Origin of the sequence: Microbacterium sp. CFBP9034 (assembly GCF_034045255.1) — a bacterium.
In the GTDB taxonomy this organism is placed as follows: Bacteria; Actinomycetota; Actinomycetes; order Actinomycetales; family Microbacteriaceae; genus Microbacterium.
Window position 1 is genome coordinate 1,736,347 of the sequence record NZ_JAXCWC010000001.1, and the last position, 23,778, is coordinate 1,760,124.

Sequence of the window (23,778 nt, forward strand, 5' to 3'; positions counted from 1 at the left end):
CATGAGCGACTCCTCGACCCGCGGCCTCGTCCGCTTCGTCCCCGCCGTCGTCGGCGCCGCGCTCGTCGTCTTCATGGCCGTGCTGCCGCTGCTCAACCTGTCACTGCCCGGCATCCTGCCCACCCCGACCTACATGCCCGGCACCCTGGCGCTGCTGTCGCTGTGCATGGTGTTCGCCGCGCTCGCGCTCTCGTACAACCTGCTGCTCGGTTCGGGCGGGATGCTGTCCTTCGGCCACGCTCTGTACTTCGGCGCGGGCGCCTACGGCCTCGGCGTCGCCCTCGAGCACTTCGGTGTGCCGCTGTGGCCCGGCATCTTCCTCGCCCTGCTCGGCGGCATGGTGATCGCACTGGTGACGGGCGCCGTCTCGATGCGCGTCTCGGGCATCCCGTTCGCGATGGTCACGCTCGCCTTCGCGCAGGCGGGCTCGGTGCTCGTGCGCCGCAACTCCCAGATCACCGGCGGCGAGGAGGGGCTGGGCCTGAACACCGACCAGGTGCCCGACTTCCTGATCGGCGTCGTGAACACGCGGAACCTCTACTGGTTCGCCCTCGCCGTGCTCGTGGTCGTCTACCTCGTGACGCTCTGGGTCGACACCTCGCGGCTGGGGCATCTCGCCCGCGCGACGCGGGAGAACGAGCAGCGCGTGCGGGTGCTCGGGCTCCAGCCGTACAAGGTCAAGCTCATCGTCTTCGTGATCGCGGCGGTGCTCGCGAGCCTCGCCGGCGTCGCATACATGCTCCTGCAGTCCGGCACCGTGCCCCGCGCGGTGTCGGCAGACCTCACCATCACCATCCTCGTCATGGTGGTGCTGGGTGGCGTCGGCTTCCGGTGGGGTGCCATCGTGGGCGGTGTGCTCTACACGCTGCTCGATCAGCGACTCACGGTGCTCGCCGGCTCGGACGCCATCGCCGGCCTCCCCGACGTGCTGCGCGTTCCGCTGTCGGAGCCGCTGTTCATCCTCGGCGTGCTGTTCATCCTCGTGGTGATGTTCCTCCCCGGCGGGATCGCGGGAACGATCGATGCCGCCGTGCGACGACGCCGCGGCGAGCGGGTGCGCGACGGCCTGCGCACACTCGACGACGCCGACGAGGCCGCCGAGACCCCGGCGGAGGTGCGCGCATGACGTGGGACGTCGACCTCGACGACGGCGCGCACACCGTGGGCCGCTGGCTGACGGATCGGGCGGCCCGCTCGCCCCAGCGCATCGCGATCGACGACCGCGGTGTGACGACCGACTACGCGACGCTCGCCGGACGAGCCTCGGCGCTCGCGGACGGGCTGCGAGAGGCCGGCTACGGCCCGGGCGACCGCATCGCCACGATCTCGGGAAACTCCACCGACCACGTCGTCGCGTTCTTCGCCTGCGCGCTCGCGGGAGTGGCGTTCGTGCCGCTCTCGTGGAGGCTCACGCCTCGGGAGCTCGTCGACCTCCTCACCCGCACGGGCCCCGCCCTCGTGCTCGTGGAGGACGAGCACGACGCACTGGCGGGTGAGGCGCTGCGCGCGCTCGATACGGCCCCGCGCGTCGCCGTCCTCGGCACGGCCGGGGTCGAGACTGGCGTCCCCCTGTCGCGAGGATCGCGGCGGCGTCGGCCGGTGCACGACGACGACCCGCTCCTCGTCATCTTCACGTCGGGGAGCGAGGCGGCGCCGAAGGGGGTCGTGCTCACCCATGCGAACTGCTTCTGGAACAATCTCGCCCTCGCGCAGGCCCTGCCCCTCGGCCATGACGACGTCGTGCTGGCGATGCTGCCGCAGTTCCACGTCGCGGCCTGGAACTGCCAGCCGCTGCTGGCGTGGTGGTCGGGCGCCACGGTCGTGCTCGAGCGCTCGTTCCATCCGGCTCGCGTGCTGCAGCTGATCGCGGATCGCGGCGTCACAGCGATGATGGGCGTGCCGACGCAGTACGCGATGCTCGCCGCCGATCGCGAGTGGGACCGGACCGATGTCTCGTCCCTCCGGCTCGCGCTCGTTGGCGGGGCCACGATGCCCGAATGGCTTCAGGACGCCTGGACCGCCCGCGGCGTCGCGCTGACCCAGGGGTATGGGCTGACCGAGGCCGCGCCGAACGTGCTGCACCTGCCCGCCGAGGAGTCGGCGTCGGCGCCGGGCGCCGTCGGGCGGCCGTATCCGCACGTCTCCGTGCGCGTCGTCGACCCCGGCACCGGGCTGACGCTCGAGGGCGAGGCGTCCGGCGAGCTCTGGGTGCGAGGGCCGAGCATCTTCGCCGGCTACCTCGACGACGACGAGGCGACGGCCCGGGCCATGAGCGGCGAGTGGCTGCGCACCGGAGATCTCGTGCACCGCGATGCGTCGGGGCTGCTCCGCGTCGTGGACCGCATCAAGGACATCTTCATCTCGGGCGGCGAGAACGTCGCCCCGGCGGAGGTCGAGCTCGCGCTCAGCCTGCATCCCCTCATCGATGCGGCCGCCGTCGTGGGCGTGCCCGACGCGGTGTGGGGTGAGCGGGGCGTAGCGTTCGTCGTGCCGGTTCCGGGGACGGCGCTCTCGACCGACGAGGTGCTCGCGCACGCGCGACGCAACCTCGCCGCCTTCAAGGTGCCCGTGCACGTGGAGTTCGTCGACGCGCTGCCGCGCTCGACGATCGAGAAGCTCGCCCGGTCGCGACTGCGCGAACGGGCGATCCGGCTGATGGAGCGTGAGCGGACGGGCACGCACGATCACGAGACGGAAGAGGTAGGGCGATGACGATTCCCCACGACCTGGTCGACGACGAGCCCGAACTGGTGTCACCGGCGACCGGCCGGCCCCTCACCAAGCGCGGCGAGGCGACGCGCCGACGCCTGCTCGAGGGAGCCGAGCTGGTGTTCGCCGAACAGGGCTACCACGAGGCATCCATCGTGAAGATCACCGAGCGCGCCGGCATCGGCCTGGGCACGTTCTACCTCTACTTCGACAGCAAGCAGTCGATCTTCGAGGCACTCGTCATCGACCTCAACCGGCGCGTGCGGCACTCCATGTCCGAGGCGATGGCGGGTGCGACCTCCCGGCTCGACGCCGAGCGCGCCGGGTTCGCGGGGTTCTTCCGCTTCACCGCCGAGCACCCGGCCCTCTACCGGGTCGTGCGCGAGGCCGAGTTCGTCTCGCCCGACGTGCTGCGCCTTCACTACACGCGCATCGTCGAGGGCTACGAGGCGGGGCTCCGCGCCGCGCAGGTCGCCGGAGACGTCGATCCGGCCCTCGATCCCGAGACGACGGCGTGGGCACTCATGGGCATGGGCGAGCTCATCGGCATGCGCTTCCTGCTGTGGGAGCGCGACGCCGACGGACGCCCGCCGGCCCAGCTCGACCCGGTGGTGTTCGCCGGGATGACACAGATCATCGACAACGCGCTCGCACCTCGGGCGCAGCAGGAAGGATCGCAGTGATGGCCGAGCACGACCTGGCGGGCAGGCGCGCCCTCGTCACCGGCGGGGCCAGCGGCATCGGGCTCGCCTGCGCCGAGGAGTTCGCCGCGCGGGGTGCGCACGTCATCATCGCCGATCTGAACGCGGATGCCGCGACCGCCGCCGCGGCCCGCGTGGGCGGTGAGGCCTGGGTCGTCGACCTGTCCGACACGGCAGCGCTCGACGATCTGACCCTCGACGTCGACATCCTCGTCAACAACGCCGGGATCCAGCGAGTCGGCCCGATCCCCGAGTACGACCCCGACACGTTCCGGCTGCTCCTGCGGCTGATGCTCGAGTCGCCGTTCCTGCTCATCCGGGCGGCCCTGCCGGGGATGTACGAGAAGGGCTGGGGCCGCGTCCTCAACATCTCCAGCGCCCACGGCCTGCGGGCGAGCGCCTTCAAATCCGCCTACGTCGCGGCCAAGCACGGCCTGGAAGGGCTGTCCAAGGTGACGGCGCTCGAAGGCGCAGCGCATGGCGTGACGAGCAACTGCATCAACCCCGCCTACGTGCGCACGCCCCTCGTCGAGAAGCAGATCGTGGACCAGGCCAAGGTGCACGGCATCCCCGAGAGCGAAGTCATCGAGAAGATCATGCTCACCGAGACCGCCGTGAAGCGTCTCGTGGAGGCCGATGAGGTGGCGTCGCTCGCGGGCTGGCTGGTCTCCGACAAGTCCGGCATGGTGACGGGCGCCTCGTACACGATGGACGGCGGATGGACGGCGCGATGACGGGGCACCGCTACCGCACCATCGGCGTCCCCGTCTCGGGCGGCGACCTGAGGGTGGGCGTCTGGGATCCCGACCCTGCCGAGCCCGACGCGCCCGATGTGCTGCTCATCCACGGCGTCACGGCGTCGCATCTCGCGTGGCCCTTCGTCGTCGACCGGCTCCCCGGCGTGCGCGCCATCGCTCCGGACCTGCGCGGACGCGGGGCGAGCAACCGACTCGAGGGACCGGCCGGCCTTCGCGCGCACGCCGATGACCTGGCCGCCGCACTCGACGCCCTCGGTGTGGATCGGACGGTCGTGGTCGGCCACTCCATGGGCGCCTTCGTGGCGGTCGTGTTCGCGCACCTGCACCCGGAGCGCGTCTCGCGGCTGGTGCTCGTCGACGGCGGACTCCCGCTCGACGTGCCGGCCGGCATCGACACCGACGCTCTCGTCGCCGGGATCCTCGGTCCCACGGCCGCGCGCCTGTCGATGCGGTTCGCCGACGCGGGGGAGTACCTCGACTTCTGGCGGCGGCATCCGGCCTTCCAGGGCGAGTGGACGCCCGAGCTCGAGCGATACCTCGCCTACGACCTCGTCGACGACGGCGACGGCGCGCTGCGTCCGGCCACGAGCTACGAGACGACGGCCGACGACACGCTCGACATGAACACCGGCACCGCCGTGGCCGACGCGCTGGCGGGGCTGCGGCATCCGGCCCGCATGATCACCGTGCCGCGCGGCCTGCAGAACGAGGCGCCCGGCCTGTACGCGCCCGCACATCTCGCGCGCGTCCTGGCCGAGAACCCGGGCGTGCAGCATGAGCGGGTCGAGGGGTTCAACCACTACACGATCGTGATGTCCGGGGCCGGTGCGGATGCCGTCGCCGCCGTCGTGCGCGAGGAGCTCGGCGCGGGCATCCGCTGAGCCCGGGCGCGCCCGGCTCTGTGCCCAGACCCCGAGTCGCCAAGACACGCCGGTGATCGCGCCGTGTTGCGGCGTGTCGTGGCGAGTCAGCGTGCGGTGCGGCGCGGGGGGCAGCGGTGTGTGGGGTGCCCAGACCCCGAGTCGCCAAGACACACCGATGGTCGTGGCGGGAGCCCGGCGTGTTCTGGCGAGTCAGGGTGCGAGGCGGGGCGAGGGGGCGCAGGCAGGGCTCGCTCAGCGCCCGGCGGCGATGCGCGTCGTCAGCTGGTGCGCGTGCGCGAGGAGCATGCGGCCGAGCTCGGGCAGCCGATCGGGGCCGAAGCGGAACTCCACGCCCGTCAGGCTGAGCGCCCACTGCGGGTGGCCCTCGCGCGTGAAGACGGCGGCGCCGAGTCCCCAGCTGCCCTCGACGATCAGTCCGGGGTTGACGGCGTACCCGCGCTCGTGCGTATCGCGCAGCCGGGACCGCAGCCGCGCCTCGCCGTGCGAGGCTCCCCACGCCCGCGGCAGCTCGGGATGCCGTTCGAGGTACGCGTCCACATCGTGGGGCGGCAGGAACGCCAGGATCGCGAGCCCGGCCGAGGCCACGCCGAGCGGGAACCGCACCCCCTCCGAGAGCACGAACGACCGGATGGGGAAGCTGCCCTCCTCGCGCAGCAGGCACACGGTCTCGTCGCCGCGGCGCACCGAGAGAAACGCACTCTCCTCGGTGCGCACCGCGAGCGAACGCACGATGTCGCGCGCGATCCCGGTGACGTCGTAGCGGGATGCCGCGACCGTCCCCATCAGGTACAGCTCGGGTCCCGGCATCCACCTCCCGCTCCGGTCGTCCTGGTCGACGAGCCCCTCCTGGCGCAGCGCCGTGAGCAGGCGGTGCGTGGTGGGGCGGGTGAGCTCGGCGCGCCGGGCGAGGTCGGCCACTGTCATGCCGTCCGCGCCGCCCGAGGTGACCAGACGCAGCAGCTGAGCCGCTCGCGCGATCGACTGCGCACCGGGCACGGTTCGGCTGTTTGAGGGGGTGCCGTCCACGATGTGGACACTACGCGTGGTCTCCTCCACATGGCAAGCGCGGTCGTGCGCGGCCGCTCGTTCCGGCGGAGGATGGGTTCATCCGGCAACGAAGGAGTGGGACGTGATCGACAAGACGTGGGGGTCCGCCGCAGAGGCGGTCGCCGACATCCCGGACGGCGCATCGCTCGCCGTGGGCGGGTTCGGGCTCTCGGGCAATCCCATCGCCCTCATCGAGGCGCTGCTCGCGCAGGGCACGACCGACCTCAGCATCGTCAGCAACAACTGCGGCGTCGACGACTGGGGGCTCGGCATCCTGCTGAACGCGAAGCGCATCCGCAAGATGACCTCGTCGTACGTCGGTGAGAACAAGGAGTTCGAGCGGCAGTTCCTCTCGGGCGAGCTCGAACTCGAACTGACGCCACAGGGCACGCTGGCTGAGAAGCTGCGCGCCGGCGGGTCGGGCATCGCGGCGTTCTACACCCAGACGGGCGTCGGAACCCAGGTCGCCGAGGGCGGGCTGCCCCGCAGGTACGACGGCGCCGGCGGAATCGCCGTGGCATCGCCGGTGAAGGATGTCCGCACCTTCGAGCTGTCGGGCGCCCCGCGCGAGTACGTGCTGGAAGAGGCGATCGCGACCGACTTCGCCCTGGTCCACGCGCTTCGCGGCGATCGGCACGGCAACCTCGTCTTCAACAAGTCGGCCCGCAACTTCAACCCGCTCGCGGCCATGGCGGGGCGCGTGTGCATCGCCCAGGTCGAGGAGCTGGTCGAGCCGGGCGAGCTCGACCCCGATGCCGTGCACCTGCCGGGCATCTACGTCCACCGGATCGTCGAGGTCGGAACCGGCATCGAGAAGCGCATCGAGCGTCGCACCGTCTCCGTCGAGCAGGCGGCGTCGCGCGAGATGCCGGAAGGAGCCTGACATGGCACTCACCCGCAACGAGATGGCGGCCCGCGCCGCCCAGGAGCTGTCCGACGGGGCGTACGTCAACCTCGGCATCGGCCTCCCGACGCTCGTTCCCAACTTCGTGCCGGAGGGCACGACGGTGGTGCTGCAGTCGGAGAACGGGATCCTCGGCGTCGGGCCGTACCCGACCGAGGACCACGTCGACCCGGACCTCATCAACGCCGGCAAGGAGACCGTGACGACCCTCGCGGGCGCCGCGTTCTTCGACTCGGCGGCGAGCTTCGGCATGATCCGCGGCGGCAAGATCGATGCCGCCATCCTGGGCGCCATGCAGGTGTCGGCCTCCGGAGACCTCGCCAACTGGATGATCCCCGGAAAGATGGTGAAGGGCCCCGGCGGTGCGATGGACCTGGTGCACGGGGCGGCCAAGGTGATCGTGCTGATGGAGCACGTCGCGAAGGACGGCTCGGCGAAGATCGTCCACGAGTGCTCCCTGCCCCTCACCGGCAGAGGCGTCGTCGACCGCATCATCACCGATCTCGCGGTGATCGACGTGACGGATGCCGGACTCGTCCTGGTCGAACTGGCACCCGGTGTGACGGTCGACGAGGTCGTCGCGGCGACGGAGCCGGAGCTCATGGTCTCCGACGAACTTAAGGTGGAAGCATGAACCACGACGACGTCGTCATCGTTGCCGCTGCGCGTACGCCGCAGGGCCGGCTGAAGGGTCAGCTGGCACCGCTCACCGCCGTCCAGCTGGGCAGCGCCGCCATCCGCGGTGCGCTCGAGAAGGGCGGCATCCCGGCGGACGCCGTCGACGCCGTGCTCGTCGGCCAGGTGCTCGCGGCGGGAGCCGGCCAGAACCCCGCGCGCCAGGCGGCCGTGGGCGCGGGCATCCCGTGGGACGTGCACTCGGGTTCGGTCAACAAGGTGTGCCTGTCGGGTCTCACCGCCATCATCGACGGCGCACGCATGATCGCCGTCGGCGACGCCACTGTCGTGGTCGCAGCCGGCATGGAGTCGATGACCAGGTCGCCGCACCTGATGATGGGATCGCGCGACGGATGGGCGTACGGATCGATCGAGGTGCTCGACCACATGGCGTTCGACGGCCTCACCGATGCCTACGACCGCGAGAGCATGGGCGCCTCGACCGAGCGTCACAACGAGCGCCTCGAGGTCACCCGCGAGGCACAGGACGCCGTCGCGGCCCGCTCGCACCAGCGTGCCGCCGCAGCCCAGGTCGCGGGGCTGTTCGACGCCGAGATCGTGCCGGTCGAGATCCCGCAGCGCAAGGGTGATCCCCTCGTGGTCTCCCAAGACGAGGGCATTCGCCCAGAGACGACGGTCGAGACGCTGTCGCGACTGCGTGCCGCGTTCGCCGAGGGCGGCTCGATCACCGCGGGCAACTCCTCCCAGATCTCCGACGGCGCGTCGGCGGTCGTGCTGACGAGCCGTGCGCACGCCGACGAGAACGGCTGGGACGTGCTCGCCGTCGTGGGCGCGTCCGGGCAGGTCGCCGGACCCGACAATTCGCTGCACTCGCAGCCTGCGCGGGCGATCGAGAAGGCGCTCGCCAAGCAGGGGATCGCCGCCGCCGACCTCGACCTCGTCGAGATCAACGAGGCCTTCGGCGCCGTGGTCGCCCGGTCGCAGGCCGAGCTGGGCCTGCCCGACGACGTGGTCAACCCGCACGGCGGCGGCATCGCCATCGGGCACCCCATCGGAGCCTCGGGCAACCGGCTCGTCGTCCACGCCGTGCACGAGCTCGTGCGCCGCGGCTCCGGCAAGGCAGTCGTCGCGCTGTGCGGCGGCGGCGGTCAGGGCGACGCGCTCATCCTGACGCGCTGAGCGGCGGGGCGACGAGTGCTGGGCGGTAACATCGCGGCGTGACCACCATCTCGCGCATCACGGCTGAGGACAGGCCCGCCTGGGACGCCCTCTGGCAGGCCTATATCACCTTCTACGAGTCCGAGGTGCCGGCTGACGTCACCGAATCGACGTTCGCGCGCATCCTCGCCGATGAGCATCTGCACGGGGCGATCGCGCGGGATTCCGACGGCCGGGCCGTCGGGCTGGTGCACTGGCTGACCCACCCGGCCACGTGGACGACCGGCGTGTACTGCTACCTCGAGGACCTGTTCGTCGATCCGGGCGCCCGGGGGAGCGGTACCGGACGGGGGCTCATCGAGCACGTGCGGGATTGGGCGCACCGGTTCGGTGCCACCAAGGTGTACTGGCTCACCGCCGACGACAACGCGACCGCGCGGACCCTCTACGACAAGGTCGCGACCTCGACCGGCTTCGTCCAGTACGAGATCGAGCTGTAGTCGCGCTCAGCGCTCCACGCGACGCTTGAGGAGCTTCTTCTCACGGCCGTGGACGGGGGAGTCCTGCGCGACGGTCTCACCGTGCGAGGCACGGCGCACATCGACGATGGCGCCGATCGCGAGGGCCAGCGTGATGCCCCAGCTCAACCAGCCGAGCGCCGCACGCCAGGTGAACGGGGCGTCCTCGCGCATCCCTCGGAGCAGGGTGAGTCCCCCCGTGATCGCCGTGAGGACACCGGTGCCGAAGAGGTACTTGCGCATGGCACCCACGCTAGCGCGCACGATCGCCGGCCGCCGCCCCTTGACAGGGATGGCACCATCCGTCAACCGGCGTGAAGGCCCGCGAGGTGGACGGTAGCCTGGGGATGCCTCGTCCCCGACACCGTCAGGAGCCCGCGTGACCCAGGCTGAGCTCGTCGTCGTCGCCAACCGTCTTCCCGTCGACCGTGTGGTCGACGGCTCGGGCGAGCACACCTGGCGACGCTCGCCCGGAGGACTCGTCACGGCTCTCGAGCCGGTGATGCGCCGAGCGGACGGAGCCTGGGTCGGATGGCCCGGACAGGCCGACATCGAGGTGGAGCCGTTCGAGTTCGAGGGCACTCACCTCGTGCCCGTCGCCCTGAGCGCGGAAGAGATCGAGCTCTACTACGAGGGCATGTCCAACGACACGTTCTGGCCGCTCTACCACGACGTGATCGCCGCTCCCCGCTACCGCCGCGTCTGGTGGGAGGCGTACGTCCGGGTCAACAGGCGCTTCGCCGAGGCCGCCGCGGCCGCCGCTGCGCCGGGAGCCACTGTCTGGGTGCAGGACTATCAGCTCCAGCTCGTTCCCCGGATGCTGCGAGAGGCACGACCCGATCTCACGATCGGCTACTTCCACCACATTCCCTTCCCGGCATACGGTCTGTACTCGCAGCTGCCGTGGCGACGTCAAGTGCTCGAGGGCCTCCTGGGTGCCGACGTCATCGGGTTCCAGCGGGCCGCGGATGCCGGGAACTTCGCCCGTGCCGTGCGCCGCCAGCTGCGCTACACGACGAAGGCGTCGGGCATCGCAGTGCCGAACCCGGACGGCACCACGCGCAACGCGCTGGCCAAGGCATTCCCCATCTCCATCGACACCGCGTCGTACGTCGAGCTCGCCCGCCGTCCGGAGATCCGCGCACGCGCGGCCGAGATCCGGGAGGAGCTCGGCAACCCCCGGAAGATCCTGCTGGGCGTCGACCGCCTCGACTACACGAAGGGCATCCGGCACCGGCTCAAGGCCTTCGGCGAGCTGCTCTCCGACGGCCGGCTGTCCGTCGAGGACGTCACCCTCGTGCAGGTCGCGAGCCCGAGCCGCGAGCGCGTCGAGGCGTACGTGCAGCTGCGCGACGAGATCGAGCTCATGGTCGGGCGCGTGAACGGCGACTTCGACACCACGGGGCACACCGCGATCCGCTATCTGCACCAGGCGTACCCTCGCGAGGAGATGGTGGCGCTCTTCCTCGCGGCCGACGTCATGCTCGTCACGGCCCTTCGCGACGGCATGAACCTCGTCGCCAAGGAGTACGTCGCCGCCCGTGGCGACAACCGCGGAGTGCTGCTGCTCAGCGAGTTCGCGGGCGCCTCGGACGAGCTCTCCAGCGCGGTGCGCATCAACCCCCACGACATCGACGGATTGAAGGACGCCATCGTGCGCGCAGTGACCATGCCGGCAGCCGAGCAGGGACGAAGGATGAGGGCGATGCGCCGCAAGGTGATCGAGAACGACGTCGCGCAGTGGTCGAAGTCGTTCCTCGCCGCGCTGGCGGCTGCCGGCACGGCGAACCGCGCGATCCGGATCGACGCATGACGGCCGCGATCCCGGCCGACGCCCGGTCCGCGATCGCGGGGGTCGCGGCATCCGCTCGCCTGCTCGTCGCCTTGGACTTCGACGGCACGCTGGCGCCCCTCGAGGACGAGCCGATGGACGCCCGCATGCTGCCGGTCGCGCGGGAGGCCCTCGACGCTCTCGTCGCAGCCCCTGACACGGTCGTCGCGCTGGTGTCCGGTCGCAGCCTCAGTGATCTGCGCATCATCGCCGAGCACCTCGACGATTCGCCGCTCCTGCTGGCGGGCTCGCACGGCGCGGAGTTCTGGGTGCCGGGAGAGGGCGTGGTCAGCCACGACGACGAGCCCGGCGACGACGAGCTGCGCGACAGCCTCCGCTCTCACGCCGAGGCGGCGACCGCAGACCTCGCCGGCGTCTGGATCGAGCCCAAGCGCTTCGGCTTCGGCGTGCACACGCGCAAGTCGACTCCCGCCGATGCGAACGAGGCCAACCGCCTTGTCGACGCCCTCGTCGCGGCTGAGGCGCCGCACTGGCGTCGTCGCACGGGCCACAACATCGTCGAGTATGCCTTCCGCCATGAGGGTAAGGACTCCGCGATCGCCGAGCTGCGGGCGCGGACGGATGCCTCGGCCGTCCTGTTCGCCGGCGACGACGTCACCGACGAGGACGCCCTCGAGAGCCTCGGTCCGGACGACCTCGGCGTGCACGTGGGCAGCCGGCCGACGGCCGCTTCGCTGTGCGTGCCCGACATCGCGGCCCTGGCCGCCGTCCTCTCCGTCATCGCGGGCGAGCGGGCTGCGACGCGGGAATAGACTCGCAGAATGCCCCAGCCTGACAACTCCATCGACATCAAGCCGCGCAGCCGCGTGGTGACCGACGGCATCGAAGCGACGACTTCCCGAGGCATGCTCCGCGCCGTCGGGATGGGGGATGCGGACTGGGACAAGCCTCAGATCGGCATCGCATCGAGCTGGAACGAGATCACGCCGTGCAACCTGAGCCTCGACCGGCTCGCGCAGGGCGCCAAGGAGGGCGTGCACGCCGGCGGCGGCTATCCGCTGCAGTTCGGCACGATCTCCGTCTCGGACGGCATCTCGATGGGCCACGAGGGCATGCACTTCTCGCTCGTCTCGCGCGAGGTCATCGCCGACTCGGTGGAGACCGTCGTGATGGCCGAGCGACTCGACGGCACCGTCCTGCTCGCCGGCTGCGACAAGTCGATCCCCGGCATGCTGATGGCGTCCGCCCGCCTCGATCTGTCGAGCGTGTTCCTCTACGCCGGATCGATCGCGCCGGGCTGGGTGAAGCTCTCGGACGGCACCGAGAAGGACGTCACGATCATCGACTCGTTCGAGGCTGTCGGCGCGTGCCTCGCGGGCAAGATGAGCGAGGCCGACCTCAAGCGCATCGAGTGCGCCATCGCGCCCGGCGAGGGAGCCTGCGGCGGCATGTACACGGCCAACACGATGGCCTCCGTCGCGGAGGCGCTCGGACTGAGCCTGCCGGGCTCCGCCGCGCCGCCCGCGGCCGACCGCCGTCGCGACTACTACGCGCACCGCTCGGGCGAAGCCGTCATCAACCTCCTGCGCCTGGGCATCACGACCCGCGACATCCTGACCAAGGAGGCGTTCGAGAACGCGATCGCTCTGGCGATGGCGCTCGGCGGCTCGACGAACGTGGTGCTCCACCTGCTCGCGATCGCGCGCGAGGCGGACATCGACCTCACGCTGCACGACTTCAACCGCATCGGCGACAAGGTGCCTCACGTCGCCGATATGAAGCCGTTCGGCAAGTACGTCATGAACGACGTCGACCGCCACGGCGGCATCCCGGTCATCATGAAGGCGATGCTCGACGAGGGCCTCCTGCACGGCGACGCGCTGACCGTCACCGGCAAGACGCTGGCCGAGAACCTCGCCGACCTCGACCCCCAGCCGCTCGACGGCACGGTGATCCACACGTTCGACAACCCGATCCACGCGACCGGCGGCATCACGATCCTCCACGGATCGATGGCGCCCGAGGGAGCCGTCGTCAAAACCGCCGGCTTCGACGCCGCGGTCTTCGAAGGACCCGCCCGCGTGTTCGAGCGCGAGCGCGCCGCGATGGATGCGCTCGAGGCGGGGGAGATCTCGGCGGGCGACGTCGTCGTCATCCGCTACGAGGGTCCGAAGGGCGGCCCCGGCATGCGCGAGATGCTCGCGATCACGGCCGCCATCAAGGGCGCTGGGCTCGGAAAAGATGTACTACTCTTGACGGACGGCAGATTCTCAGGCGGCACAACCGGCCTGTGCATCGGCCACATAGCACCCGAAGCGGTGGACTCCGGTCCGATCGCCTTCGTGCGCGATGGTGATCTGATACGGGTCGATATCGCGGCTCGCACTCTCGACCTACTCGTCGACGATGCAGAGCTCGACTCCCGCCGCTCTGGCTGGGAGCCGCTTCCCCCGCGCTATACCCGTGGCGTCCTGGCCAAGTACTCCCGTCTCGTGCGCTCCGCCGCTGAAGGCGCGACCACAGGCTGACCCTGGCTTCCGACATCCGCTCCGACTGATCGAGGATCATCACCATGCCCGCCGAAACCGCAGCGGCCGTTCCACGGCCACCCGCTCGCACCGCCACCGCGCCCGTGCTCACGGGCGCACAGGCGGTCGTCCGCTCCCTCGAGCTCCTGGGCGTCACCGACGTCTTCGGGCTCCCGGGCGGCGCCATCCTCCCGGTGTACGACCCGCTCATGGACTCGAGCGAGCTCCGGCACATCCTCGTGCGCCACGAGCAGGGCGCCGGGCATGCCGCCGAGGGCTACGCCGCCGCGTCGAACAAGATCGGCGTCGCCATCGCGACGTCGGGCCCCGGCGCGACGAACCTCGTCACGGCGATCGCCGACGCCTACATGGACTCGGTGCCGATCGTCTGCATCACGGGGCAGGTCTTCTCGAACCTCATGGGGACGGACGCCTTCCAGGAGGCCGACATCGTCGGCATCACGATGCCGATCACCAAGCACTCCTTCCTGGTGAAGGACCCGGCCGAGATCCCCGGCGCGATCGCCGCCGCGTTCGAGATCGCCGGCACCGGGCGTCCCGGCCCGGTCCTCGTCGACATCACCAAGGACGCGCAGCAGGCCGAGGCGCCGTTCGTGTGGCCGCCGAAGATCGACCTTCCCGGCTACCGGCCGGTGACCAAGGCGCACGGCAAGCAGATCCAGGCCGCGGCCCAGCTGATCGCCGAGGCGAAGAAGCCGGTGCTGTACGTCGGCGGTGGAGTGATCCGCGCGCAGGCGTCGCCCGAGCTGCTCTCCCTCGCCGAGGCGACCGGCGCTCCGGTCGTGACCACCCTGATGGCACGCGGAGCCTTCCCCGACTCGCACCAGCTGCACCTCGGGATGCCGGGCATGCACGGCACCGTGCCGGCGGTCCTCGCGCTGCAGGAGGCCGATCTGCTCGTCTCGCTGGGCGCGCGGTTCGACGACCGCGTGACCGGCAAGGCGGCGCTGTTCGCCCCCCACGCGCAGGTCGTGCACGTCGACATCGACCCCGCCGAGATCGGCAAGATCCGCGCCGCGGAGGTCCCCATCGTCGGCGACCTCAAGGACGTCCTCGTCGACCTCGAGGTCGCGTTCCGAGCCGCCTCGCAGACGACCGAGCCCGACATCGCCGAGTGGTGGTCGTTCCTGGACGGCCTCCGGGACGAGTTCCCGCTGGGCTACACCCAGCCGACCGACGGACTGATGTCGCCGCAGTACGTGATCCAGCGCATCGGCGCGCTCACCGGACCCGAGGGCGTCTACGCCGCGGGCGTGGGCCAGCACCAGATGTGGGCGGCGCAGTTCATCAAGTACGAGCGGCCCAACTCGTGGCTGAACTCCGGCGGCGCCGGCACGATGGGCTACTCGGTCCCCGCGGCGATGGGCGCCAAGGTCGCCGAGCCGGACCGTCACGTGTGGGCGATCGACGGTGACGGCTGCTTCCAGATGACCAATCAGGAGCTCGCCACCTGCGCGATCAACAACATCCCGATCAAGGTCGCGATCATCAACAACTCCTCGCTCGGCATGGTGCGCCAGTGGCAGACGCTGTTCTACGACGGCCGCTACTCGCACACGAGTCTCAACACCGGGCACGGCACCGTCCGCATCCCCGACTTCGTGAAGCTCGCCGAGGCGTACGGCTGCCTCGCGATCCGCGTCGAGAAGGAGGAGGACGTGGATGCCGCCATCAAGACCGCCCTCGAGACGAACGACCGGCCGGTCGTCATCGACTTCGTCGTGAGCGCCGACGCGATGGTGTGGCCGATGGTGCCGCAGGGCGTCAGCAACAGCTATGTCCAGTACGCCCGTGACCATGCACCCGCATTCGACCAGGAGGACTGAGCCATGACCACGCACGTGCTGAGCCTCCTCGTCGAGGACAAGCCGGGTCTGCTGACCCGTGTCGCCGGGCTCTTCGCCCGACGCGGCTTCAACATCGAGTCGCTCGCGGTGGGCGTCACCGAGATCCCCGGCCTCTCGCGCATCACCGTCGTGGTCGACGTCGACGAGCTTCCGCTCGAGCAGGTGACGAAGCAGCTCAACAAGCTGATCAACGTCATCAAGATCGTGGAGCTCGACCCTGCGGCATCCGTCCAGCGCGAGCACATGCTCGTCAAGGTGCGGGCCGACAATCAGACGCGGTCCAACGTGCTCGAGGTCGTGAACCTCTTCCGCGGCTCGATCGTGGACTACTCCACCGATGCGCTGGTCGTCGAAGTGACCGGCGACAAGGGCAAGGTCGAAGCCTTCCTGCGCGCCCTCGAGCCGTTCGGCATCAAGGAGCTCGCCCAGTCGGGCCTGCTCGCCCTCGGTCGCGGCGGCAAGAGCATCACCGAGCGCGTCCTCCGCGGCTGACACAGACCATACGAGCGTTTCGTCTCGCTTCGCTCGCTCAACGACCGGAAACACACAAGGAGAAACACCCCATGGCCGAACTCTTCTACGACGACGACGCCGACCTGTCGCTCATCCAGGGCAAGAAGGTCGCGATCGTCGGCTACGGCTCGCAGGGCCACGCCCACGCGCAGAACCTGCGCGACTCCGGCGTCCAGGTCGTCATCGCCCTCAAGGAGGGCTCGAAGTCGACGGAGAAGGCCCAGGACGAGGGCTTCGATGTCAAGAGCGTGGCCGACGCGGCCGAGTGGGCCGACGTCATCATGATCCTGGCGCCCGACCAGCACCAGCGGTCGATCTTCACCGAGAGCATCAAGGACAAGCTGGTCCCCGGCAAGACCCTGGCCTTCGCACACGGCTTCAACATCCGCTTCGGCTACATCCAGGCTCCCGAGGGCGTCGACGTCATCCTCGTCGCCCCGAAGGCTCCCGGCCACACGGTGCGCCGCGAGTATGTCGCGGGCCGCGGCATCCCCGACATCATCGCGGTGGAGCAGGATGCCTCGGGCACGGCGTGGGACCTCGCCAAGTCGTACGCCAAGGCCATCGGCGGCACGCGCGCCGGCGTCATCAAGACGACCTTCACCGAGGAGACCGAGACCGACCTCTTCGGTGAGCAGGCGGTGCTGTGCGGCGGTGTCTCGCAGCTCGTCCAGTACGGCTTCGAGACCCTGACCGAGGCGGGCTACCAGCCGCAGATCGCCTACTTCGAGGTGCTGCACGAGCTCAAGCTCATCGTCGACCTCATGTGGGAGGGCGGCATCGCCAAGCAGCGCTGGTCGGTCTCCGACACGGCCGAGTACGGCGACTACGTCTCGGGTCCGCGCGTCATCGACCCGCACGTGAAGGAGAACATGCAGGCGGTGCTCGCCGACATCCAGTCCGGTGCGTTCGCCGAGCGCTTCATCGCCGACCAGGACAACGGCGCCCCCGAGTTCCTCGAGCTGCGCGCCAAGGGCGCCGCCCACCCCATCGAGGAGGTCGGCAAGGACCTCCGCGGCCTGTTCGCGTGGAAGCAGCAGGACGAGGACTACGTCGAGGGCAACGCCGCGCGCTGACGCCTCCCAGACCAGTCGTACCCACAGGAACGGCTCAGGCCCGGCCGCGCTCTCCCCAACCCGGAGAGCAGCGGCCGGGCCGCTTTCCTGACCTGGTGCGCTTTTCGTGCCGCCCGCCGACGGCGGCCACGCGGTGACGGGCGCGGTCGTCACTCCGCGGTCAGGAGCGCGCAGGTGTCGAGGCGCTCCTCGCCGGGGAAGTAGGTCGCCCACTCGTAGTCGGTGAGCTCGCGACCGGCGAGCCCGCACGCGGCCCTGGCCTGATCCAGGGGATCGAGGTTCCAGACGGCGACTCCGTCGGGGGCGACGTTGGCGATCAGGCTGAGCCCGTCGGCGGTGAGGTAGCCGCCGCGCATGTCGGCGACATCCGCGTCGATCGGATCGCCGAGCACCACGTTGCTCGTCAGGTCGTAGAGCCGCAGCTCGTTGTTCCATCCCACGGTGAGCATCGTCTTTCCATCCAGGCTGGTGACGATCGACTGGCTGCCGCCGGTGGCGCGGCTGAGACTCGTGCGCGCCTCGAGGGTTGCGAGATCGACGCGCTGGACCGCTTCGTCCGAGACGGTGATCAGCTCGCCCGAGCCGACGACCTGACTCTGATCGAGACCGAACAGGCCCCGCACGAGCATCTGTCCCGTCTGGATGTCGAAGACGGCGGTCTCGGTGCGTGCCTCCGCCCCGTCCCACCAGGTGAGCGCCGCACGCGTGGAGTCCGGCGTCTCCGAGGCGGACTGCATGTAGTCGGCCCCGGTGCCGAAGACCATCGGCGCACCGACGGGCCGACCCGTCCGCGGATCGAAGGCGCGGGCCATGCCGTCGAACGCCACGAAGGCCAGCGGCCCCCATCCGCCGCTCGCAAGCCCGAACTCGTCCGTGAGACCCGGGATGCGATACGGATACTCCTCGCCGGTGTCCAACCGGCGCAGCCAGACACGATCGTCGCCGTTGTAGACCTCGACGACATCGCCCCCGAGCAGTGTCATGCCCGGTGCGGGCGCCCCGACGGCCCGGTCGCCGACGACATCCCACAGCCGGAACTCGCCCCCCTCGCTCGGGATCGTCACGATGAGGTCGCCATCGGAGTCAGGCCCCTCGATCACGTGCCTGCCGTCGGCGACCAGTCTCGTGACGGGTCCGCTGGCGTCGAGCCGCCATCGCATCCAGAGCGCGTTCGTCGTGGACGAGACCAGAAGTGTGCGGTCGTCGATCACCTCCACATCGGTGATCGTGTCGAGTTGTACGGCGAGCTGCCGTCCCGTGGGCACGCCCGTGCCGAGGTCGAGCTCGGTGATGCCGCCGGGGCTCGAGCAGGCAACCGTCCCTGCTCGCGTGACCGTCAGCATGACGCAGCGCGCGCCTGGACTGGTCAGGTGCGTCCACAGCACCTTCCCCTCATCCACGTCGACCCGCACGACCGCGTCATTGCCGCTGGCCACGATGCCGCCGGATCCGTCCCTGGCCAGCGTCCCGCTGGCGGCGTCGATTTCGAGGGGCAGCTCCGCCACGCGCGTGAGTGCCGAGCGATCGAAGACGGCGATCCGGTCGCCGATGCCGGTGGCGACCCGCTCTTCGTCGAGCACGGCGACGCTGCTGTACAGGCCGCTCTCGCCGGTGTGATCGGCGAAAGCCTCGGGGCGGGAGGCTCGCACCGCGCCGCTGCGCACATCGACGGCGATCAGGTCGCCGGTGGTCGGGTGCACGAGATAGGCGACGTCGCCCCGGTCGCCGAGATCGATCACGGTGCTCGTCCGCATGCGGAGAACCTGGCTCCCCGGCAGCAGGTCGCCGGTTCCGAGGTCGAGAAATGCGACGTGATTCCAGCAGCACGACTCCGGGTCCGCAGCGTCGACGAGCTGAGCGCTCTGGATGACCGCGACGCCCCCGTCGCGACTGACCTCGACGTTCCGGTACCACTGGGGCGCCACGGCGGGCAGGCCCACATCGAATGACCGTGCGACGGCTCCGGTCGCCACGTCGACGACATCGATGTCCACGTCGGTGACGTCCCCCTGTTCCGGGGCGCCAGGCTCCTCGTGATCGACGTCGGTGACGCGCAGTGCCGTGCCGGTGCCGGGAATCATGGCCATCGCGGCGAATCTCCCGCCGCCGGTGTGGTGCGTGTCGAGCAGCCCGCCGGCGCTCGTCATCGTTCCCATGAGTGCGGCGCGCACCCGGCCGTCATCGGGCCAGCGGCGATAGGTCTCTGCTGCGAGCAGCGCACCCGCCTCGCGGTCGGTGGCGCGCAGCGCGAGAGACGTGGCGACGAGCGCCTCGATCCGGGCGTTCTCGGCTGACGTCGCCGATTCCCGGCCCTGCACGACCGCGATGCCGCCGGCGACCAGGGCGGCGATGAGAAGGATCGCCGCACCGGACAGCGCGATGCGAAGAATCCTGTTGCGGCTGCGCTCGTGCGCTGCCCGGGCGGTCATCTCGCGCAACTCGATGTCCTCATGGGTCCGCGAGGAGGCGAGGAACTCGTCCTCGGACGGTGTGAGGTCGGGGTCGGAGTCCTCGCGCCACTCCAGGGCGCTGTGAAGTCGCGCGCCTCGAAGCAGATCGTCATCCGATCTGCCGCCCGCCTCCCAGGCCGCCGATGCCGACTCCACGGCGCGGAGTGTCCGGGCGCCGTCGATGTCCTCCTCGAGCCAGGCGTGAAGGCGCGGCCAGGCTGTGGCGATCGCCTCATGGGCGACCGTCACCCGGTCCCCGTCGAGCGCGAGGAGCCGCGCATCGGCGAGCGCTTCGATGACACGTCGCCTGTCGGGGTCGGAGAGCAGAGGCGCCAGGGCAGCCTGGCGGCGTGCGGAGACGCCGTCCAGGCCCCGCTCGACGAGGCGCAGCAGCAGCGAACGGCAGACGGACTGGTCTTCCGCGGACAGCCGGTGGAAGGCGTCCTCCGCCGACACCGCGATGGCGCCCGCGATCCCGCCGGACTCCCGATACCCGTCGACCGTCAGCGTGGCGCCCTCCCGGCGCATCCAGGTGGACTGCATCGCGTGGGAGAGGTGCGGAAGCGTCGAGGAGCGGTCGCCTCCGTCACGGACGGCGAGCTCGACGAGGCCGGCCTCCAGGCGCAGTCCGGCACGGCGCGCAGGCTCCGTGATGGCGCTGCGGAACGCCTCGTCGCTGAGAGGACCGAGCAGATAGATGCCGCGGCCGATCTCTTCGCCGATGCCCGGAAGCGCGCGCATCCTGTCGAGAGCGTCGGATCGGACGGTGAGGAGGACGGTGCCGCCGTCGTCGAGGAACGAGCGTGCCTCCTCGCAGAACTGACGGATGTCTTCCGCCGAGGCCGAGAGCAGCTCCTCCGCCTGGTCGACGGCGAGGACCGATGTCCGCGTCGCCGCGCGCCGGAGCCCGATCACTCCGTCCCCGGCGGGACGGATGACCTCGATGATGACACCGCGACCGCTCAGCCGGGGGAGGACGCCCGCACGCAGCAGAGAGGACTTGCCCGTGCCGGACGCACCCGCGATGGCGACGATCGTCCGCGGTGCGAGCCGTTCGAGAACCAGCTCGATGTCGCTCTCGCGCCCGAAGAAGAGGTCGGCGTTCTCGGGTCCGAACGCCCGAAGGCCCGGGTAAGGGCACGCGGCATCCACGGGCACCGCCGCCGGTGCGTCCAGTGACGGGTCCCGCCGGAGCATCGCCAGTTCGAGTGCTGTCAGCCGGGGCCCGGGCTCGATGCCGAGTTCGTCCGCGAGTCGTTCCCGCGCCGACCGGAGTACGGAGAGGGCCTCGGCTTGGCGCTCGGCCCGGTAGTTCGCGAGCGCCAGGATCGCCCAGCGGGTCTCGCGGAGAGGATCCTCGCGCAGCAGCCTCTCGGCATCGGCGATGACCGCGCGACCCTCACCGGTCGCGAGGCGTGCGTCGAGGAGCTCCTCTTCAGCGCTGGTCCGGATCTCGCCCAGTCGCATCGCCTCGACGACGCCCGGTTCCCACTCCCCGACATCGGGCAGGGGTGCACCGCGCCAGAGGCCGAGGGCACGGCGGTAGGCGTCGATCGCACGATCGTGCTCCTCGCGGATCACATGTCCGCGCGCGCTGGACACGAGCCGTTCGAACTGGCCGGCGTCGATCTGGTCGGGCTCCAGCGAGAGCCGGTACTTCGGTCCGACGACCGTCTGCACGCTGGCCGGCCCGAGCCGTCCGCGGATGCGGGCGATGGAGTTGCGAATCTGCTGCTCCCACGTGGAGGGAGGCGTTTCGGGCCACCACACCTCAGCCAGCTGAGAGGGACTCAGTGCGACGCCCAGTCTCACGATGAGGGCGGAGAGGATCGCCCGCTCACGCGGGCTGAGCGGTCCACTCCCCGTTTCCAGCGGCCCCAGCACCCTGACGACCATGGGGGAAGTGTGGGCGCATCGGATACCCGCCGTCAATGGCCTGTGCGTGCGACGGATATCCGGCGGATATCGCGCGATGAGCCGACGGGTATGGCCGGGTCCGAACGTGGAATCGAGCCGGCCACCTGACCGGTCCCGAACGTATCGACACGAGGAGTCACCTCATGAACATCAACACCTCCGACCGATTCACACGCGGCCACCGCGTCGGTCGACTCAGCGCGCTGATCGTCGTCGGCGTCGTCGCGGTGGGCCTTGCGGGATGCCAGACCCCGGCCGTCTGGGACAATCCCGCTGCCCCGCCGGTCCGGCAGGCCGAGGCGCGGCCGGCCGGCGTCGCACCACACGCGACCGCGGATCAGATCGAAAGGGCTCTCAGCCTGCGTGAATCGACGATCGCGGCTCGCTACGCCGGCGTGCCGGCAGACCGCGTCGCGGAGCAGCTCGACCGCGAACGCGACGCCTCCCGCGGATTCCTGTCGGGCTGCGTCTCCTACCGAGTGGTGGAGCACCCCGGAGGCGGCTGGCACGTCATCTGCGTCGAACTCCGCCGGTGAGCCGGTTGCCGGGGGACACCGCCCCATCGGTCGCCTGCTCAGGCCCGGTCGCGCTCTCCCCAGCCCGGAGAGTTTCGGCCGGGCCGCTGTCGCCGCTCGCCGGGTCCATGGCCCGGTCGGGTGAGGGCCAGACCGAGAGCCGTCACCGCGAGAGCGGCGGCGCCCGCCGCCAGCCATGGAGCCGCGTCGCCTCCGGTCACGGCGAGCCCGTCCTCCGCAAGGAAGGACAGGCGCCCCGAGATCGCCCCCACTTCGCCGTTGTCGGGCGCGGCAGCGAGCTCGACCGTGACCGAGACGGTGTGGACACCGCCCGCGAACCGAACCGGGTCGGCGAGGGCGGTGGGATCGATGCACCGCCCTGCGGCGTCGCACACGTCGATGTCGATCGTGACTCCTTCGTCCGCGAGCACTCCGGACAGCTCCAGCCAATCGAAATCCACGAGATGGGCGTCGCGCTCCAGGATGTAGGTGCCGGTGTCCGTGTGAGGCACCCCGGGCGTGAGGCCGAGGAACTCGAGTGTGAACTCGGGGGTCGGGGCGGCGCGCGCGGAGACGACCGGGACGAGCGCTAGCCCGACGCCGAGAGCGACAGAGCCCGCGACGAGCCCGGCGAGCGTGCACGTCCACCACCTGCGGGGGCGATTCATGCCGGCTCCTCCACGCTGGCCGGATCCCGCGCGGCAGAAGTCGCCGGCACCAGCGACAGTGCGATCAGAGCGAGCACGGCGACGGCGAGCGGGATCGCGACGGCCGGTCGTGCCAGGACCAGCACGACGTCGCCCGCCGCGGGGATCGTCAGCAGCGGCTGCAGGACCGTCGCTTCGGCATCCACGCGATACGGCTCGGGGTCGTTCGCCCTGTTGGCGTCGCCGGCCATCTCGATGACATACGCGGAGTCGTCGCGGCTGACGGCGATGACGCGGTGGGTGACGAGCGTGCCCGTGACAGTGCTCGGCAGCGTGGCGACCTCTCCGATGTCCACGTCGGCTGCCGCGACGGGCACCGCGATCAGCAGGTCGCCCTGCCGGATGTCGGGTTGCATGGACCCGGAGACGACGACGAGCGGTTGCACCCATCCCGCGAGGTGGGCCAGGAAGACGGCGCCCGAGAGCACGCCGAGGATCGCGACGCCCCAGAGTAGGGCGCCGCCCATCCAGCGGAGGACTCTCATCGCGTGAACTCCCGGCCAGGCGTTCCGACCTCAGTCCGAGGTTCCGGTGACGGTGAAGGCGATCGATCCGCTCGTTCCCTGCGCCTCTGGCGGGAAGGCGGCCGTCGTGACCACCTGGAGTGTGCCGGAGACCGGCGAGGCGCAGCTCGCGTCGGACGGGAGCACCGTCCCCACCGACGGTGACGTCACCGTCAGAGTGATGCTCGCGCCTGCCGCCGTCGCGAGGGGGCCGGTGAGCACGGGCGTGGTGACGGCGGAGACGGTACCGGGCGCTGTTCCGGCATTGCACAGCTCGAAGGGCACGTCGATCGTCTCGCCGGGCGAGAGCGCCGCCAACGCAGCCGGATCGAGCACGATCGGAGCCGCGGCAGTCGTCTCGCCCGGCAGGCCCAGGTCCTGCCACTCGTCGGCGGGCGTCAGCACGGCGCGCCCCTGCAGATCGAAGCTGCTGGCGGTCGCTGTCGCGCCGAAGAACACGTCGTCGGTCCAGGCGGCAGTGGTGATCGCCGCGCCGATCCCCACGACGGCTATTCCTGCGAGCACGAGCCGCAGGGTGGATCGGTTTCGACCTGACTGCTTGTCCATGGTTCCTCCTTGTGTTGTGTACTGCTC

At 70.5% G+C, this 23,778-nt stretch carries 22 protein-coding genes; 16 read left to right on the forward strand and 6 right to left on the reverse strand.

The genetic code is table 11. The features are described from left to right. The first annotated feature begins 1 nt into the window (after position 1). The 5 genes from SOM19_RS07880 to SOM19_RS07900 are packed head-to-tail and all read left to right on the forward strand — an operon-like array spanning position 2 to position 5,049. Complete coding sequence (locus SOM19_RS07880; protein WP_320485982.1) at positions 2-1,126, forward strand: branched-chain amino acid ABC transporter permease; 1,125 nt, start codon at positions 2-4, stop codon at positions 1,124-1,126. Next, positions 1,123-2,712: a class I adenylate-forming enzyme family protein gene (locus tag SOM19_RS07885; protein WP_320485983.1), complete on the forward strand. Its 1,590-nt coding sequence runs from the start codon at positions 1,123-1,125 to the stop codon at positions 2,710-2,712. The genes SOM19_RS07880 and SOM19_RS07885 overlap by 4 nt, the downstream gene beginning before the upstream one ends. Next, positions 2,709-3,392, forward strand: a complete 684-nt coding sequence (locus SOM19_RS07890) for a TetR/AcrR family transcriptional regulator (protein WP_320485984.1) — start codon at positions 2,709-2,711, stop codon at positions 3,390-3,392. Before SOM19_RS07885 ends, SOM19_RS07890 begins: the two co-directional genes overlap by 4 nt. Further along, positions 3,392-4,144 (forward strand): 3-hydroxybutyrate dehydrogenase, encoded by a 753-nt coding sequence (locus SOM19_RS07895; protein WP_320485985.1) that lies wholly within the window; start codon positions 3,392-3,394, stop codon positions 4,142-4,144. The genes SOM19_RS07890 and SOM19_RS07895 overlap by 1 nt, the downstream gene beginning before the upstream one ends. Further along, positions 4,129-5,049 (forward strand): alpha/beta hydrolase, encoded by a 921-nt coding sequence (locus SOM19_RS07900; protein WP_320485986.1) that lies wholly within the window; start codon positions 4,129-4,131, stop codon positions 5,047-5,049. Before SOM19_RS07895 ends, SOM19_RS07900 begins: the two co-directional genes overlap by 16 nt. Positions 5,050-5,283: 234 nt before the next feature. Here the strand turns inward: SOM19_RS07900 and SOM19_RS07905 are convergent, their stop codons facing one another. Next, positions 5,284-6,078: an IclR family transcriptional regulator gene (locus tag SOM19_RS07905; protein ID WP_320485987.1), complete on the reverse strand. Its 795-nt coding sequence runs from the start codon at positions 6,076-6,078 to the stop codon at positions 5,284-5,286. Positions 6,079-6,181: 103 nt separating this feature from the next. Between SOM19_RS07905 and SOM19_RS07910 the strand changes: the two genes are divergently transcribed. Genes SOM19_RS07910 through SOM19_RS07925 form a run of 4 tightly spaced genes read left to right on the forward strand, consistent with a single transcriptional unit; the run spans position 6,182 to position 9,297 of the window. Further along, positions 6,182-6,982 (forward strand): CoA transferase subunit A, encoded by an 801-nt coding sequence (locus SOM19_RS07910; protein ID WP_320485988.1) that lies wholly within the window; start codon positions 6,182-6,184, stop codon positions 6,980-6,982. 1 nt (position 6,983) lies between these two features. Continuing rightward, entirely contained in the window at positions 6,984-7,637 is a 654-nt protein-coding gene (locus SOM19_RS07915; RefSeq protein ID WP_320485989.1) for a CoA transferase subunit B, read from the forward strand. Continuing rightward, on the forward strand, positions 7,634-8,818 hold the full coding sequence (locus SOM19_RS07920; protein WP_320485990.1) for an acetyl-CoA C-acetyltransferase: 1,185 nt from the start codon (positions 7,634-7,636) through the stop codon (positions 8,816-8,818). Before SOM19_RS07915 ends, SOM19_RS07920 begins: the two co-directional genes overlap by 4 nt. 38 nt (positions 8,819-8,856) lie before the next feature. After that, the gene (locus SOM19_RS07925; protein WP_320485991.1) at positions 8,857-9,297 is read left to right on the forward strand and encodes a GNAT family N-acetyltransferase; all 441 of its coding nucleotides are present in this window, start codon (positions 8,857-8,859) and stop codon (positions 9,295-9,297) included. Between the two features lie 6 nt (positions 9,298-9,303). On the opposite strand, the gene SOM19_RS07930 is transcribed toward SOM19_RS07925, so the two are convergent. Next, positions 9,304-9,558, reverse strand: a complete 255-nt coding sequence (locus SOM19_RS07930) for a hypothetical protein (RefSeq protein ID WP_320485992.1) — start codon at positions 9,556-9,558, stop codon at positions 9,304-9,306. A 136-nt stretch (positions 9,559-9,694) separates the two neighbouring features. On the opposite strand from SOM19_RS07930, the gene SOM19_RS07935 reads away from it, so the two are divergent. The 6 genes from SOM19_RS07935 (at position 9,695) to ilvC (ending at position 17,092) form a co-directional block, all read left to right on the forward strand. Continuing rightward, complete coding sequence (locus SOM19_RS07935; RefSeq protein ID WP_320485993.1) at positions 9,695-11,128, forward strand: alpha,alpha-trehalose-phosphate synthase (UDP-forming); 1,434 nt, start codon at positions 9,695-9,697, stop codon at positions 11,126-11,128. Beyond that, entirely contained in the window at positions 11,125-11,919 is a 795-nt protein-coding gene (gene otsB, locus SOM19_RS07940) for a trehalose-phosphatase (protein ID WP_320485994.1), read from the forward strand. Before SOM19_RS07935 ends, otsB begins: the two co-directional genes overlap by 4 nt. Positions 11,920-11,928: 9 nt before the next feature. Continuing rightward, positions 11,929-13,635: a dihydroxy-acid dehydratase gene (ilvD, locus tag SOM19_RS07945; protein ID WP_320485995.1), complete on the forward strand. Its 1,707-nt coding sequence runs from the start codon at positions 11,929-11,931 to the stop codon at positions 13,633-13,635. A 44-nt stretch (positions 13,636-13,679) separates the two neighbouring features. Continuing rightward, positions 13,680-15,482, forward strand: a complete 1,803-nt coding sequence (locus SOM19_RS07950; protein WP_320485996.1) for an acetolactate synthase large subunit — start codon at positions 13,680-13,682, stop codon at positions 15,480-15,482. A gap of 3 nt (positions 15,483-15,485) precedes the next feature. Continuing rightward, on the forward strand, positions 15,486-15,995 hold the full coding sequence (gene ilvN, locus SOM19_RS07955) for an acetolactate synthase small subunit (RefSeq protein WP_320485997.1): 510 nt from the start codon (positions 15,486-15,488) through the stop codon (positions 15,993-15,995). A gap of 71 nt (positions 15,996-16,066) precedes the next feature. Beyond that, positions 16,067-17,092, forward strand: a complete 1,026-nt coding sequence (gene ilvC / locus SOM19_RS07960; RefSeq protein ID WP_320485998.1) for a ketol-acid reductoisomerase — start codon at positions 16,067-16,069, stop codon at positions 17,090-17,092. A 149-nt stretch (positions 17,093-17,241) separates the two neighbouring features. Here the strand turns inward: ilvC and SOM19_RS07965 are convergent, their stop codons facing one another. Further along, positions 17,242-21,438 (reverse strand): nSTAND1 domain-containing NTPase, encoded by a 4,197-nt coding sequence (locus SOM19_RS07965; RefSeq protein ID WP_320485999.1) that lies wholly within the window; start codon positions 21,436-21,438, stop codon positions 17,242-17,244. A 164-nt stretch (positions 21,439-21,602) separates the two neighbouring features. Between SOM19_RS07965 and SOM19_RS07970 the strand changes: the two genes are divergently transcribed. Next, positions 21,603-21,995: a hypothetical protein gene (locus SOM19_RS07970; protein WP_320486000.1), complete on the forward strand. Its 393-nt coding sequence runs from the start codon at positions 21,603-21,605 to the stop codon at positions 21,993-21,995. A 38-nt stretch (positions 21,996-22,033) separates the two neighbouring features. Here SOM19_RS07970 and SOM19_RS07975 read toward each other — a convergent pair whose 3' ends face one another. Genes SOM19_RS07975 through SOM19_RS07985 form a run of 3 tightly spaced genes read right to left on the reverse strand, consistent with a single transcriptional unit; the run spans position 22,034 to position 23,751 of the window. Continuing rightward, entirely contained in the window at positions 22,034-22,642 is a 609-nt protein-coding gene (locus SOM19_RS07975) for a hypothetical protein (protein ID WP_320486001.1), read from the reverse strand. Then, entirely contained in the window at positions 22,639-23,166 is a 528-nt protein-coding gene (locus tag SOM19_RS07980) for a signal peptidase I (protein WP_320486002.1), read from the reverse strand. Before SOM19_RS07980 ends, SOM19_RS07975 begins: the two co-directional genes overlap by 4 nt. Before the next feature lie 30 nt (positions 23,167-23,196). Next, positions 23,197-23,751, reverse strand: coding sequence for a hypothetical protein (locus SOM19_RS07985; protein WP_320486003.1), 555 nt, complete (start codon positions 23,749-23,751; stop codon positions 23,197-23,199). Between the last annotated feature and the right edge of the window lie 27 nt (positions 23,752-23,778).